Origin of the sequence: Lentzea sp. NPDC092896 (assembly GCF_044754905.1) — a bacterium.
In the GTDB taxonomy this organism is placed as follows: domain Bacteria; phylum Actinomycetota; class Actinomycetes; order Mycobacteriales; family Pseudonocardiaceae; genus Lentzea.
In genome coordinates this window covers 581,674-595,239 of record NZ_JBIVPX010000003.1, presented here as the reverse complement: position 1 = coordinate 595,239, position 13,566 = coordinate 581,674, and the positions used below count along the sequence as shown (strand labels likewise).

Annotated in this window: 14 protein-coding genes; 6 read left to right on the top strand and 8 right to left on the bottom strand. The window is 68.7% G+C overall.

The features are described 5' to 3' along the window. Positions 1 to 2 precede the first annotated feature (2 nt). Entirely contained in the window at positions 3 to 293 is a 291-nt protein-coding gene (locus ACIQF0_RS18625) for a hypothetical protein (protein WP_307790106.1), read from the bottom strand. A gap of 191 nt (positions 294 to 484) precedes the next feature. Between ACIQF0_RS18625 and ACIQF0_RS18620 the strand changes: the two genes are divergently transcribed. Both ACIQF0_RS18620 and ACIQF0_RS18615 read left to right on the top strand, forming a co-directional pair. Then, positions 485 to 1,867: a helix-turn-helix transcriptional regulator gene (locus ACIQF0_RS18620; RefSeq protein WP_319976323.1), complete on the top strand. Its 1,383-nt coding sequence runs from the start codon at positions 485 to 487 to the stop codon at positions 1,865 to 1,867. Positions 1,868 to 2,020: 153 nt separating this feature from the next. Further along, the gene (locus ACIQF0_RS18615) at positions 2,021 to 2,302 is read left to right on the top strand and encodes a hypothetical protein (protein WP_093596166.1); all 282 of its coding nucleotides are present in this window, start codon (positions 2,021 to 2,023) and stop codon (positions 2,300 to 2,302) included. A gap of 85 nt (positions 2,303 to 2,387) precedes the next feature. Here the strand turns inward: ACIQF0_RS18615 and ACIQF0_RS18610 are convergent, their stop codons facing one another. Further along, positions 2,388 to 3,098 (bottom strand): SDR family oxidoreductase, encoded by a 711-nt coding sequence (locus ACIQF0_RS18610; RefSeq protein ID WP_401030827.1) that lies wholly within the window; start codon positions 3,096 to 3,098, stop codon positions 2,388 to 2,390. A gap of 87 nt (positions 3,099 to 3,185) precedes the next feature. Here ACIQF0_RS18610 and ACIQF0_RS18605 point away from each other — a divergent pair, with 87 nt between their 5' ends. Beyond that, positions 3,186 to 4,013: a LysR family transcriptional regulator gene (locus ACIQF0_RS18605; RefSeq protein WP_401030825.1), complete on the top strand. Its 828-nt coding sequence runs from the start codon at positions 3,186 to 3,188 to the stop codon at positions 4,011 to 4,013. Here ACIQF0_RS18605 and ACIQF0_RS18600 read toward each other — a convergent pair. The 4 genes from ACIQF0_RS18600 to ACIQF0_RS18585 form a co-directional block, all read right to left on the bottom strand. Continuing rightward, positions 4,006 to 5,025 (bottom strand): copper resistance D family protein, encoded by a 1,020-nt coding sequence (locus tag ACIQF0_RS18600; RefSeq protein WP_401030824.1) that lies wholly within the window; start codon positions 5,023 to 5,025, stop codon positions 4,006 to 4,008. The genes ACIQF0_RS18605 and ACIQF0_RS18600 overlap by 8 nt on opposite strands. Next, positions 5,022 to 5,552 carry a copper resistance CopC family protein gene (locus ACIQF0_RS18595; RefSeq protein ID WP_401030822.1) on the bottom strand — a complete coding sequence of 177 codons (531 nt, stop codon included), beginning with the start codon at positions 5,550 to 5,552 and terminating at the stop codon, positions 5,022 to 5,024. The genes ACIQF0_RS18600 and ACIQF0_RS18595 overlap by 4 nt, the downstream gene beginning before the upstream one ends. Then, positions 5,549 to 6,259 (bottom strand): YcnI family protein, encoded by a 711-nt coding sequence (locus ACIQF0_RS18590; RefSeq protein WP_401030820.1) that lies wholly within the window; start codon positions 6,257 to 6,259, stop codon positions 5,549 to 5,551. Before ACIQF0_RS18590 ends, ACIQF0_RS18595 begins: the two co-directional genes overlap by 4 nt. Positions 6,260 to 6,330: 71 nt before the next feature. After that, positions 6,331 to 6,846, bottom strand: a complete 516-nt coding sequence (locus tag ACIQF0_RS18585; RefSeq protein ID WP_401030818.1) for a hypothetical protein — start codon at positions 6,844 to 6,846, stop codon at positions 6,331 to 6,333. A gap of 59 nt (positions 6,847 to 6,905) precedes the next feature. Between ACIQF0_RS18585 and ACIQF0_RS18580 the strand changes: the two genes are divergently transcribed. Beyond that, entirely contained in the window at positions 6,906 to 8,555 is a 1,650-nt protein-coding gene (locus ACIQF0_RS18580; RefSeq protein WP_401030816.1) for a BCCT family transporter, read from the top strand. Here ACIQF0_RS18580 and ACIQF0_RS18575 read toward each other — a convergent pair. After that, positions 8,533 to 8,967 carry a DUF6474 family protein gene (locus ACIQF0_RS18575; RefSeq protein ID WP_401030814.1) on the bottom strand — a complete coding sequence of 145 codons (435 nt, stop codon included), beginning with the start codon at positions 8,965 to 8,967 and terminating at the stop codon, positions 8,533 to 8,535. The genes ACIQF0_RS18580 and ACIQF0_RS18575 overlap by 23 nt on opposite strands. 82 nt (positions 8,968 to 9,049) lie before the next feature. Between ACIQF0_RS18575 and ACIQF0_RS18570 the strand changes: the two genes are divergently transcribed. Further along, positions 9,050 to 10,693 carry a TM0106 family RecB-like putative nuclease gene (locus ACIQF0_RS18570; protein WP_401030812.1) on the top strand — a complete coding sequence of 548 codons (1,644 nt, stop codon included), beginning with the start codon at positions 9,050 to 9,052 and terminating at the stop codon, positions 10,691 to 10,693. On the opposite strand, the gene ACIQF0_RS18565 is transcribed toward ACIQF0_RS18570, so the two are convergent. After that, entirely contained in the window at positions 10,690 to 11,448 is a 759-nt protein-coding gene (locus tag ACIQF0_RS18565) for an SDR family NAD(P)-dependent oxidoreductase (protein ID WP_401030810.1), read from the bottom strand. The two genes, ACIQF0_RS18570 and ACIQF0_RS18565, sit on opposite strands and share 4 nt — an antisense overlap. A 335-nt stretch (positions 11,449 to 11,783) precedes the next feature. Between ACIQF0_RS18565 and ACIQF0_RS18560 the strand changes: the two genes are divergently transcribed. Then, positions 11,784 to 13,565: a gamma-glutamyltransferase family protein gene (locus tag ACIQF0_RS18560; protein WP_401030809.1), complete on the top strand. Its 1,782-nt coding sequence runs from the start codon at positions 11,784 to 11,786 to the stop codon at positions 13,563 to 13,565. Position 13,566 lies beyond the last annotated feature (1 nt).

Sequence of the window (13,566 nt, the reverse complement as noted above, 5' to 3'; positions counted from 1 at the left end):
CGTCACCTTTCCGCCTGGTCGGCGGCTTCGCGTAGCGCAGCCCTGAGCTGTACGAGCTGGTCGTGGGACAAGACTGCCGTCTCCCCGGGAGGGCCTACCAGGACCACTTGGCCCTGAACGACCTTCACGGTGAGCTGGCGGTCCCGGTCGACCACGTCGCCGCAGCTGATCTGCCACGTCCGACGTTGCCCGGTCATGCCGCGCCATGTGGATTCGGTGTCACCCGTCTCCACAATGGAGGTGGAGCCTGAGGAGGAGCTGTCCACTATTAGGTCGTTCCTCTCCGTGCTCACTCGCTTACCGGAATCTAGATTGCGATGATTCATGCCGGAACGGGACGTCACAGCGCCCACCGGTGGAAGTCTTACGGTGAGCGGTAAGCGGTGTTCGGTAGAGCCGATCAGCTCCGCCGAAGAGGACTTCTCGGGCTCGGGGACCTGCCCCTAGTCTGCCGATGACGCCCAACGGACTGTGAGGGTGCGCGATGAACACCATGAGTTCCCAGGGCTCTCCGATCCCCACCGAGGTGTGGGACCACCAGGAGATGCGGGACGCACTTGCCCGACGAGAGATCAGCTCGGTCTACCGGCTGCTCCGAAGGCACGGCGTGTCCCAGCGCCAGATCGCGGCGCTCACTGGGCAGTCGCAGTCCGAAGTCTCGGAGATTCTCAAGGGACGCCAGGTGATGGCGTACGACGTCCTGACGAGGATCGCCATCGGCTTGGGTGTCCCACGTGGATACATGGGTCTCGCCTATGACGAGACAACGGCAGTAAGGGTGGCCGCAGCTGCGGACTCACCCCATCCGGAGGAGGAAGAGTCGGTGAAGCGTCGGAAGTTCCTCGCGCACGCCGCCGCCGTGACAGTGGGCGCGGCCGTGTTCGGAGCGGACTCCGGGTCGTGGGTTTCACACCCCACACAGACTCCGGCTCCGGGACGCATCGGCATGACGGACGTGCGGCAGGTCGAAGCGGCCACCCGTGCTCTGCGTGCCCTCGACTACCAGTACGGCGGCGGCTCCTGTCGTGACGCCGTGGTCGCCCAGCTGTCCTGGGGACAGCAGATGCTCGGCGCGAGCTCCACGGACATCGTTCGCCAGCGGCTCTTCGTGGCCCTGGCCGACCTGCACAACCTCGCCGGCTGGACGTCGTTCGACACGGGCCTGATGGACTCGGCCCGCAACCACTTCGGCCAGGCGCTCGACCTCGCGAAGCAGGGCGAGAACGAGGCTCTGATGGCGAACATCCTGTACCGCATGGGCCGCGTCTACTTGCACCAGAACGCCCCGGACGACGCGCTGAAGGTGTTCCAGCTGGGTCAGCTGGCCGCGCAGAACTCCGGTTCCGAGCTGGCGGTGGGCATCCTGTGCGCGAACGAGGCCTGGGCCTACGCGAAGATGGGTTCCGACGAGCAGGCGCTCAAGCTGCTCGGCCGCGCGCGTGACGAGTTCTCCCGCGCGGACGTCGTCGAGGCACCCGCCTGGGCGCGGTTCTTCAACGAGATCGACCTCTCGTCGATGATCGGCACCGTGCACACGGAGCTCGCGCAGTCCGTGGACGTCAAGTACGCCCGCACCGCGATTCCCTACCTCTCGAAGGCGATCAACAGCTTCGGCGACGACATGGCGCGCAGCCGGTCGTTCAACCTCACCTCGATGTCGATCAACCACCTCATCCAGGGCGACGTCGACCACGGCGCCAAGGTCGGTGGCCAGGCCGTCGACCTGTCCGAAGGCCTGAAGTCGGTCCGCACGAAGCAGCGCATGGAGCCTCTTCGCCAGGAGGCCGAGAAGCGCCGCAACAACCCCGAGGCCCGTGAACTGGCCGAGCGCGTCGCACGCTTCACCGGAGCTGACAGCGCCGCCTAGTGGCAATCTCGTTTGGGTCCTATAGCACCACGATCGGATGGCGTGGGACACGAACCGGTAACGCCAGGACCTTCGCACACGAATGCAGCATCGACGGGCGAGAAATCCACGCCTAAGGTGCGGCAGGTCGGGGCGAAGGACGAGGTGCGGCGCGTGAGCCTTACTCGGAGGTGGCGTTCCAGGAGAGCGCTGCGGTCCGCGCAGTTGCTCGACGAGGTGGTGGACACCCAGCTACCGCTGCTGGCGGGCTTTGACGAGGAGCGACGGCGACGATCCGCCGACTACCTCGCCGAGCTCGTGGCGCTGGCTCAGGACTACCGCTACTACGCCAACGGCTGGATCGACAGCCGTGAGCTGGACCGCCGCGGTCAGCGGACGATGAACCGGCTGGCGCGAATGCGGGAAGAATCTTCGGCCCGACTGATCACCGACTAGTCCGTTCGTGCGCAGCTCGTCGCGCCGATCGGACCACTCGCCGAGTCCGGTCGAAGTTGTGGATGTTTCACGTTGAACATTTGCCTCACCAGGGCACAGTCCCGGCGTCGTCGAAGAGACCGCCGGTGGGACCGTCGTCGGGCAGCGTGGCCAGCCTGATCGCCGCCTTGGCGCCGTCCGCGGGTGTGCTGGTCCCCTGGAAGCCGTTGAGGTCGGTCGCCACGTAACCGGGGCAGACGGCGTTGACCTTGATGTTCGTGAGTTCCTTCGCGTACTGGACGGTCAGCGCGTTCAGGAACGTCTTCGCCGGCGTGTAGGTGCCGTTGACCTCGCCGAACTCCACTTCAGGATTGGTCTGCAGCGTCAGGGACGCCAGGTGGCTCGACTGGTTGACGATCCGCGGCCGTGCGGAACGGGCCAGCAGCGGCAGCATCGCGTTGGTGACCCGGACGACGCCGATCACGTTGGTCTCCAGCACCTCCCGCAGGTTTTCCGGTGTGGCGGCGGACGGCGCCGCGGGCCACGCTCCGGCGATCGCCGCGTTGTTGACCAGCACGTCGAGGCGGCCGAACCGTTCCTCGAGCAGTGCCACCGCTGCCTGGACGCTGTCGTCGTCGGTCACGTCCAACGGCACGAAGAACGCGTCGACGCCGTTCGCGCGCAGTTTCGCCACGGCCTCCTCGCCACGTTGCGCATCCCTCGCGCCGACTCCGACGGTCATCCCGAGGCCCGCCGCGATCTCGTAGCCGATTCCCTTGTTCGCGCCGGTGACCAGCGCAATCGTCTGTTCGCTCATGCATTTGATCGTGGTCCGAGAGGCGATCAGGACCAACATCACTTCGGTGTCCCAGCGATACCCGGCCGGTATCGATACGGTGGTGGGGTGGAGACCAGAGAGCTCCGGTACTTCGTCGCGGTCGCCGAAGAACTGCACTTCGGCCGCGCCGCCGACCGTCTCGGCATCGCCCAGCCACCGCTCTCCCGGACGATCGCGCAGCTCGAACACCGGCTCGGCGTCGCGTTGCTGACCCGCACCAGTCGCAAGGTCTCGCTCACCGACGCCGGCGCGGTGCTGCTCGCGGAGGCAAGGGCGATCCTCGGGGCGGTCGCCGCGGCGGAGAGGCGCACCCGCAACGTCGAAAGGCCTGCATTGGTGCTGGCCGCCAAGGCGGGTGGCTCCAGCGAGCTGCTGGCGAAGCTGCTCGACGCCTACGCCGCCGAACCCGGTGCGGTCGCCGTCGACCTGCTGTTGTGCGAGGCCCACACCCGGCAACCGCTGCTCGACGGCCGGGCGGACGTGGCGATCATGCACGAGCCGTACGACTCGACCGCCGGACTCGACGTCGAGCCACTGCGCACCGAGAGCCAGTTCGCGATCCTCGCGAGCTCGCACCCGCTGGCCGGCGCCGGTCGGTTGCGGATGGCCGACGTCATCGACCTGCCGGAACTCGCGCGCTGGCCGGAGCCCGACGGCAGCTACCTCCCGGGGCCCGGCATGGAGGTGCACAACCTGACGCAGTTGTTCCAGATGATCGCGCTCGGCCGTGCGGTCGCGGTCATGCCGGAGGTCGTCCGCTCCGGCCTGCTCGAGGGCCTGGCCGCGGTACCGGTGGTGGACGCGCAGAAGGTGACGACGGTGATCGCGTGGCCACCGCACAGCAGGTCGCGTGCGGTCGCCGACCTGGTCAGGGTCGCGACCGGGTTCAGCTGACCGGGGCGCGGCTCAGGATCACGGCGAGGCCGAACGCAACGCCCATGATGGTCACCTCAAGGATCGCCCACTGCACGATCGCGGTGACCTTGTGCTGGGAGATCTTCGGCAGCAACCGCCACCGGATGTGCGCGCCGAGCACCGCGATCAGTCCCGCGCACACGGCCTTGCCCAGGAACAGCAGGCCGTAGCCGGTCGTGAACAGCGACTGCGGGAACGGCACGATCGGGTTGAGGATCAGCTCCAGCAACCCGTTGAACAGGCCGGTGATCGCGACGACGACCAGGCTGACGGTCGCGATCTTCGAGAACCTCGGCAGCGCGATCGCCAGCAGCCCCTTGCGGTAGGCGACCAGCGCCATCAACGCGCCGAGCCCACCGGTCCACGCGGCGGCGCCCAGCACGTGCAGCTCCATGGAGACCATCGAGTAGTCGTGGTACTTCCAGTTGGAGGCGTGTCCGGTCACCGGGATCGGCAGCAGCCCGAACATCGAGACGAGAATCCGCAGCTCAGCGGGTACGGACTCGCCGCCGCGCACGGCCATCACACCGATGATCAGGTAGACGAACGCGCAGGACGCGCTGAACAGCAGGCCCTTCCCGGCGCCCACGTTCGCGATGTAGTCGACGGCGTTGCCGATGCTGACGTCGCTGCCCGGCCGCAGTTCAGCGGCCTGCAGGACGATCGCCATCAGCGCCGCGACGACCCAGACGGCGGCGGCGACGACCGCGGCCGGCCGGGCGAGACGCATGACCGGTTCGGTGTGCGTGGGCCGGTCGAAGCCGAGCAGCTTCGGCAGGATCGACAGCCCGACGACGATCGTCGCCGAGATGTCGAGCAACACCCGTGTGACCGGCAGGCCGTACCGGACCGCCGCCCCGGCGTCGACGACCCCGGCGACCACGACGGGTGGTGCCAGCACGAGGCCGAGCGCGATGCCTCCGAGTGCGCCGAACACGAGTCCGGCGAGCACGCGGTAGTGGGTGGGGGCGGCGGTCCGGACATCGCTCATGCCTTCGCGCCTCCGCCACCGCGCAGGGCGAAGAACACGCCACCGCCGAGCAGCACCACGGCGCCGACGATCCACACCCAGATGGGCAGGCCGTCGTTCGAACCCGAGTCGCCGGTCGCGGCGTCGTTCGTCGCGGCGGTGGGCGTGCCGGTGCCGTCCTTCGTGAGCGTGAACGTCAGCTCACCGGAGACGGGGTGCCCGTCCGCGGACAGGATGCGGTAGCCGATCTTGTACTCGCCGGCCTTGCCCAGGGCGTTGACCTTCGCGGAGACCGCGGTGTCCTTGATCGTCGGGTCGCCCGCGACCTCGTAGTGGCCGCCGTTCGCGTCGACGACCGAGATCGCGTTGATGCCCTGGCCACCCTGCACGTCCTGGTCGAACGTCAGCGTGACGGTCGACGGGCCGACCTCCAGCGAGGTCTTGTCCTTCGGGTCACTGCCGATCAACGCGTTGTGCGCCGCCGCGGGGGCGGCCGTGGCGAGCACGGCCGCACCAGCGAACAGGAACGCGATCAGAGCGCGCTTCATGCCTTGCGCCTCGAACGCAGGATCGCGCCGACACCGAAGCCGAGGCCGAGCGCACCGACGGCCAGGCCGGCGCCACCGAGGTAGCGGGCGGTCTTGTCGGAACCGGCAGCGGACGCCTCGTGCGTCTCGGTGCTGTTGGCGGCCGGGGTCGTGCCGTGGCCGTGGTCGTCACCGGCGGCGGCCTTCGGGGCGAGCTTCAGCGCGGGCGCCGGGTGCTCCGGCTCCTTGCCGTCCGCACCGGCGGCCTGGGCCCAGTCCACGACCTCGCCGTTCTCGTAGGTCTGCTTGGTCGGGAGCTCGAGCTTGTCCTTGCCCTCAGGCAGCGTGCCGATGGCGACGAAGAACTCCTGGTACTCGTTGACGTTGATCTTCACACCGGGCTCGGCGGTCCAGGTGATCGTCTTGAACGCCTCGGTGACCTCCTTGCCGGCGAGCGTCACGGGCTTGTCGAGCTTGCCCTTGACGACCTCGGCCTTCCAGCCGGCCAGTGGCTTGGTGCGCACCGACGTGAGCGGGGTGTCCTGCGGCAGCGTCACCTCGATCTTGGTGGTGCCGGCGTTGTCGCGCTCGTTCGGGACGCGGAACGCGAAGGTGGCGCGGCCGCCCTGGGTGAACTCGGCCGGCTGGGCGCTGACGTGCGCCGATGCGATGGTCGGGGTGCCGAGCACGGCGAATCCGGCAACGGCGACAACGGCGAGCGTGCGCACGCCAAATCGATTTGTAGACATGAACTTGTGGCTCCTGATGCCAAAGGGGGTCTGCAGAGGGATACGGATGATCAGGAGTCACAGGGCGGGCCGCGCCGCCCGTTCGCACGCGAAATCTCCAGGTGGTGAGCGTTCTGGAGGTACGGCGTGCGGGGGAACGTCCGCATCGGCGTGGAGACCGGCAGCGGCGTGAGCCTGCGGGGGATCAGGCGGGTGACGGCGGCGAACAGCCTGAACAGGGCGTTCTCGGCGTGGAACAGCAACAGCCCGGTCAGCGTCGCGGCCACGAGGTGCGCCATGAACATCTGCCCGGTCAGCGTGTTGGTGTGCTCGTGGTTGACCCAGGTCAGCAGCAGGTGCTGGGCGAGCTGGGCCGTGCCGAGCCCGGCGATGACCGAGATCCGTCCGGTGCGCTTGTCGGCCAGTGAGGCTGCCGCGAACGCGATCAGCGCCACCAGTGGCAAGGCGTGGATGAACTCGGAGATCTCGCCGCCGCCCAGCCCGTGGGCGGTGATGGTGAGCGCGGCAGACGTCAGCGCGAGTGCGGCACCGCGGAGGGTGCGCAACTCACTCGTCCGGGTGCTCACGAGGGTTGAGGGTAATCGGAGGAGTTTGCCCCGGTCTATGAGTGGGTATCTAGGGCCGCATGACCGTTCAATGCGACAAGCCGGGCCGTACCGACCGGGTTGTGTTCGGCGTTGCCGCAGGTCTCACGCTTGCGTTCGTGACCTGGGGAATCGTCGGTACCGAGAGTTTGGCGTCTGCCTCGAAGGCGGCGCTCGGCTGGATCATCCAGCATCTGGGATGGGCCTTCGTGCTCTCCGCCACCGGCTTCGTGGTCTTCGCGCTGTGGCTCGCGTTCAGCCGTTACGGCAAGATCCCGCTCGGTCAGGACGACGAGAAACCCGAGTTCAAGACCGTGTCCTGGGTCGCGATGATGTTCAGCGCGGGCATGGGCATCGGCCTGATGTTCTACGGCGTCAACGAGCCGCTGACGCACTTCGTGAAGCCACCGCCCGGTTCCGACGGAGATCCGTTGGAGACCGCGATGGCGACCACGCTCTTCCACTGGACGCTGCACCCGTGGGCGATCTACGCCATCGTCGGCATCGCGATCGCCTACAGCAGCTTCCGCCGGGGACGTTCTTCGCTGATCAGCTCCGCCTTCGCCCCCCTGCTGGGCAAGCGGGCTGCCAGCGGCTGGGGTCGTGCGATCGACGTCATGGCGATCTTCGCGACTCTCTTCGGCTCGGCCGCCTCCCTCGGTCTCGGCGCCCTGCAGATCGGGAGCGGGCTGGAGGCGGCCGGCTGGGCCGGTCAGGTCGGCAAGGGCGTGCTGGTCGCGATCATCGCGATCCTGACCGTCGCGTTCGTCGCGTCCGCCGTCTCGGGTGTCTCGAAGGGCATCCAGTGGCTGTCGAACATCAACATGGTGCTGGCCGTGACGCTGGCGCTGTTCCTGTTCGTCGTCGGACCGACCGTTTTCATCCTGAACCTGCTGCCCACGGCCCTCGGTGACTACTTCCGCGAGCTCGCGACGATGGCCGGCCGCACCGCCGCCTCCGGTGGCGACGCGACCGAGACCTGGCTGTCCGGCTGGACGATCTTCTACTGGGCGTGGTGGATCTCGTGGACGCCGTTCGTCGGCATGTTCATCGCGCGCATCTCGCGTGGCCGCACGATCAAGCAGTTCGTCGCCGGCGTGATCCTGGTGCCGTCCGCGGTGTCGCTGGTGTGGTTCGCGATCCTGGGTGGCACGGCCATCTTCGAACAGCGCAACGGCGTCGACCTCGCCGGTCAGTCCACTCCGGAATCGCAGTTGTTCTCGCTGCTGGACCAGTTCCCGCTGGCCGCCGTCGCCGGCGTCGTCGTGATGCTCCTGGTGGCGATCTTCTTCGTGTCCGGAGCCGACGCCGCGTCGATCGTGATGGGAACGCTCTCGCAGGAGGGCACCATCCGGCCGACGAAGCCCGTGGTGATCTTCTGGGGCGTGGTGACCGGTGCCGTCGCCGCCGTGATGCTGCTGGTCGGCGGGTCCGATGCGCTGACAGGGCTGCAGAACCTGACGATCATCGCGGCGCTGCCGTTCATGGTCGTGATGATCGGGCTCTGCGTCTCGCTGGCCAAGGACCTGCGCTCCGACCCGATGATCAGGCGTGAGGAACGGGTCGCCGAGGTGATGGAGGAGGTCACCGCGCACCTCGACCCCGGTCAGGTGGTCGAGGAGGCGGCGGTCAAGGCCGTGGCCGAGGTGACCGGCAGGAAACCGGACGTCAGCGCACGTTCAGGCGCCTGAGCAACTCCTGCTCCAGCATCTCCAGATCAGTTCCGACGGCCCGGTGCGCTGCTTTGCGCCGGGCCGTCGGCATGCGCTCGGAGGCGCGCACCGCGGCGAGGAGCTGAGCAAGGCGCGACTCGGTCTTCGAAACCCAATCGGAATCAGTCGCCCGCAATGTCTCCATCGACTCGGAGAAGCCGACAATTCGCGCGTGCAGCCGGGCGCCGTAACCGGAGTACTTACCGATGTCCGCGACGTCGATGCCGAGTCGGCGCGCCCGATAGCGGTCGTACTGCTCGCTCAAAACCCCAGCTCCGCGGGCGATCACGGGGGCCAGCACCGGAATGAGCGCGGGCGCCACCACCTTCGCGACACCGACCAGGCTCTTGGCCCTGCTGGGCGTGAAGCCGGCCTTCGCTTTGCGCGCCATTCGGGTACACCTCCTCCGTCACGTGAAACTTACTGCCCAGGTTGCCGACACATCTCCTCGACGCGCGACATACCCTCGTCCTGTGACTTTCCAGGTGCAGCTAGACGCCGGCGTGGTCACTCGTTGTCGGCGGCGGGTGCACCTCGAAAACGATCCGGACATGCGCGACGTTCCCAGGGCGGCGCCAGATCCGGCTTCGGAACAACGGAAAGCGGACGCGACCAACCATCGGCGTGCGGTGGCGGACGCGCTCGGCAGGATCGTCGGCTCGAACCTCTTCGAGGTGCCGAGCGGACCCGATGTGCGCAGTGCCGACCGGGAACGGGTGACGCTCGCGGCGATGGAGATGGGCGCCCAGTACATCTGGGGCGCCGCCCTGCCCCGTGATCCACGCGGTGGCCGTCGTGGCGGAATCGACCTGCTGGTCAAGGACTCCTCCGGGTACGTGCCGGTGCTCGTGGTCCGGCACAAGATCACCGATCCCGGCCAGGGCGCGCGCACGAGCCCGTTGACGATGCCGTTGCCCGACGGCAGCCGCACGGACCCGCATCGCAAGGTCCGTCCCCAGCCCCGTGACCAGCTGCGGCTGGCCCACGCGCAACGGCAGCTGCAGGCGGCCGGGTACGCGCGCAACGGCCGCGCCACGGGTGGCGTGATCGGCATGGACGCCGACGTGGTGCTGTGGCACGACCTGGAGGCGCCGACGTGGCCGGGCGGCCGCAACGCGCTGGCCGAGTACGACGCCCGGTTCAGCGACCGGCTGGCCGTGGCGCTGGCGGCGGCGAACGAGCAGGAACCGCTCGCCCGGCCGTCGCGGATCGTCGACTGCAAGACCTGCCCGTGGTGGCCAACCTGCGACGACGATCTCCGGCGTGGCCGGGACGTCAGCCTCGTCGTGCGCGGCGAGGACGCGGTGGCGTTGCGGAAGATCGGCCTGTCCACTGTGGACGAGCTGGCAGAGCTGGACCCCGCGGCGACCGGTCCGATCCAGCTCGTCGGCATGCCGTTCGGCGACGCCGTGGTGCTGGCGCGGGCGTGGCTGCGCGACCTGACGCTGGTGCGCAGGGTGCCCGAGATGAACGTGCCGCGCGCGGACGTCGAGGTCGACGTCGACATGGAGAGCTTCGGCGATCTGGGCGCGTACATGTGGGGCTGCCTGCTGTCCGGAAAGGACATCGACGAGGAGCACGGCTACCGCGCCTTCGTCACGTGGGACCCGCTGCCGTGCGACGACGAGGCACGGTCGTTCGCCGAGTTCTGGACCTGGCTGACCGGGATCCGGTTGCGGGCCAAGGCACGCGGGCTGTCGTTCCGCGCCTACTGCTACAACGAGCTGGCGGAGAACCGCTGGCTGCTGGCGTCCGCGGAACGGTTCGCGGGCAAGCCGGGGATTCCGACGATCGCGCAGATCAAGGAGTTCATCAACTCGGACTCGTGGGTCGACCTGTTCGGCATCGTCCGCGAGCAGTTCCTGTGCGCGCACGGCAAGGGCCTGAAGGTGATCGCGCCGGTGGCCGGGTTCTCGTGGCGGGATCCCGAGGCTGGCGGCGAGAACTCCATGCGCTGGTACCGGTCTGCGGTCGGGATGAACGGCGACGCGCTCGACACCGATCAGCGGCGGCGGTTGCTGGAGTACAACGAGGACGACGTCCGGGCCACCCATCGCCTGCGCGAGTGGATGACCTCGGACGCCATGTCCAGACTGCCTTTTGCCGGAGAGCTCTAGCGGGGTGCCATGCGGAGAGCGCCGTCCATGCGGATGACCTCTCCGTTCAGGTAGTCGTGCTCGATGATCGAGAGCGCGAGCTGCGCGTACTCGGACGGCTGGGCCAGGCGCTTCGGGAACGGCACGCCGGCGGCGAGGCCCGCGCGGAACTCGTCGGAGACCGTGGCGAGCATCGGGGTGTCGACGATGCCGGGCGCGATGGTGAGCACGCGGATGCCGACGTTGCTCAGGTCGCGGGCGGCCGGGAGGGTCATGCCGACGACGCCGCCCTTGGACGAGGCGTAGGCGACCTGGCCGATCTGGCCGTCGAACGCGGCGATCGACGCGGTGTTGATGATGACGCCGCGGGCGCCGTGCTCCAGCTCGTCGGTCTTGCCCATGGCCGCGGCGGCCAGGCGCAGGACGTTGAACGAGCCGATGAGGTTGACCTCGATGACCTTGCGGTAGAGGTCGAGGTCGTGCGGGCCGGTCTTGCCGACGGTCCGGGACGACGGGCCGATGCCCGCGCAGTTCACCGTGATGCGCAGCGGGGCGCCGGAACCGGCCGCGGTGTCGACGGCGGCCTGGACCTCTTCGCCCGAGGTCACGTCGGCGGCCAGGTAGGTGACGTTCTCGATCGCGTCGGCGTTCGCGATGGCGCTCGGCAGGTCGAGAGCGAACACCTGCGCTCCACGCGCCGCCAGCGCACGTGCGGTCGCGCCGCCGAGACCGGACGCGCCACCGGTGACGATGGCCGCGGTACCCGAGATCTCCATGCCTTCATCCTCCTCGAAGCGAACTGCTCGCGAGGAGGTTAACGCTCGTTACCTCGAACTCAACGGTCGGTCCAGTGGAGCAGGGCCACCAACGGCACCGCTGCCACGAGCGCGAGGCCGATGAAGATCGTCGCGACACCCAGAATTCCCATGCCCTGAACTGTGCCGTTCGAACGTGTTCGAAACATCGTCCGCGCCGGTAGACCTCTGGTAGGAGATCTGTCACGGTCCGCTACGACCAAAGTCGTACGTTCTCCGGGTGCTGCTCCGTTCGGGTCTAGGGCATACGTCACTTGGAGTCACACAAAATAGTTAGCGTCGCATACCTTTATTGGGTGTTCACCACGCGCCCCGAACTCGTCGGCACCTTCGGCATGGTCGCTTCGACCCACTGGCTGGCCTCCGCGTCGGCCATGGCGGTGCTGGAGGACGGCGGCAACGCCTTCGACGCCGCCGTGACCGCCGGCTTCGTGTTGCAGGTGGTGGAACCCCACCTCAACGGCCCCGGCGGCGAGGTGCCGATCATCTTCTCGGCCGCAGGAGCGGCCCCGCGCGTGCTCTGCGGACAGGGCGTGGCGCCCGCCGGAGCGTCGATCGAGCACTACGCGGATCTGGGTCTTTCGCTGGTGCCGGGCAGCGGGTTGCTGGCCGCGACGGTGCCCGGCGCGTGGGACGGCTGGCTCACCCTGCTGCGTGACCACGGCACCAAGTCGTTGCGTGAGGTGCTCGACCGGGCGATCGGGTACGCCCGCGACGGTTTCCCGCTGGTCGAACGCGCCGTGCACACCATCGGACTCGTCTCGGACCTCTTCCGCGACCACTGGCCGACGTCCGCCGCGCAGTGGATGCCCGACGGCGTCCTGCCGGCTCCCGGCGGCCGTTTCCGCAACCCGAAGCTCGCCGACACCTGGGAGTGGCTGCTGGCCGCCGCCGAGGCCGCAGGCTCCGACCGCGAGGCGCAGATCGAGGCCGCGCGCCGGGCGTGGTCGCAGGGGTTCGTCGCGGCGCAGGTCGACGAGTTCTGCCGTTCGGAGTTCCGCGACGACTCGGGTCGTGACCACGCGGGTGTGCTGACCGGTGCCGACATGGCGTCGTGGGAGGCGTCGTACGAGGACGCGGTCGTCGCCGACTTCGGTGAGTGGTCGCTCGTCAAGGCCGGCGCGTGGACGCAGGGACCCGTTCTGGCGCAGCAGCTGCGGTTGCTGGAGGGCTACGACCTGTCCTATGTGGACGGCAAGCCCACCGCCGAGACCGTGCACCTCGCCGTCGAGGCCGCGAAGCTGGCGTTCGCCGACCGCGAGGCCTGGTACGGCGATGCTCCGGACGTGCCGCTGGAAACCCTGCTGTCGCGGGCTTACGCCTCCGAACGCCGTGCGCTGATCTCCGACTCGGCGTCCCTCGAGCTTCGGCCGGGCTCACCTGACGGCCGGGAACCGTTGCTGCCCCAGCACATCGTCAGCGGTCCGTCGGTCGCGATCTCCGACCCGACGGGTGCGATCGGCGAACCGACCGTGGAACGCTCCGGCGTGACGCGCGGCGACACCGTGCACGTGGACGTAGTGGACCGCTGGGGCAACATGGTCTCCGCGACCCCGTCCGGCGGCTGGCTGCAGTCGTCGCCGACGATTCCGTCGCTCGGCTTCTGCCTGGGCAGTCGTGCCCAGATGTTCTGGCTGGACAGGGATCTGCCGAACTCGCTGGCTCCAGGAAAGCGCCCGCGGACCACGCTGTCGCCGTCGATGGCGTTGCGCGACGGCCGTCCCGCGCTGGCGTTCGGCACGCCTGGCGGCGATCAGCAGGACCAGTGGCAGCTCGGGTTCTGGCTGGCGCACCGCGCGGGCCTGAACCTGCAGGAGGCGATCGACTCGCCGATGTGGCACTCGAACGCGTTCCCGAGCTCGTTCTACCCGAGGGCCTGGACGCCGGGCGAACTCGTCATCGAGTCCCGCGCCGGCGCGGACGTCCTGGATGCGTTGCGATCGCGTGGCCACCAGGTCGTGGACGCCGGCGAGTGGACTCTCGGCCGGATGTCCGCCGTGGCGAGGGACGCCTTCGACGGACTGCTGCGCGCCGGCGCGAACGCACGCGGCGCGCAGGGCTACGCGGCAGGCCGGTAGC

What these genes read in the sequence shown, in the direction of transcription:
- ACIQF0_RS18620 (WP_319976323.1), top strand. Translation starts at nt 485, where the DNA reads ATGAACACCATGAGTTCCCAGGGCTCTCCGATCCCCACCGAGGTGTGG.
- ACIQF0_RS18610 (WP_401030827.1), bottom strand. Translation starts at nt 3,098, where the DNA reads ATGAGCGAACAGACGATTGCGCTGGTCACCGGCGCGAACAAGGGAATC.
- ACIQF0_RS18600 (WP_401030824.1), bottom strand. Translation starts at nt 5,025, where the DNA reads ATGAGCGATGTCCGGACCGCCGCCCCCACCCACTACCGCGTGCTCGCC.
- ACIQF0_RS18595 (WP_401030822.1), bottom strand. Translation starts at nt 5,552, where the DNA reads ATGAAGCGCGCTCTGATCGCGTTCCTGTTCGCTGGTGCGGCCGTGCTC.
- ACIQF0_RS18580 (WP_401030816.1), top strand. Translation starts at nt 6,906, where the DNA reads ATGACCGTTCAATGCGACAAGCCGGGCCGTACCGACCGGGTTGTGTTC.
- ACIQF0_RS18575 (WP_401030814.1), bottom strand. Translation starts at nt 8,967, where the DNA reads ATGGCGCGCAAAGCGAAGGCCGGCTTCACGCCCAGCAGGGCCAAGAGC.
- ACIQF0_RS18565 (WP_401030810.1), bottom strand. Translation starts at nt 11,448, where the DNA reads ATGGAGATCTCGGGTACCGCGGCCATCGTCACCGGTGGCGCGTCCGGT.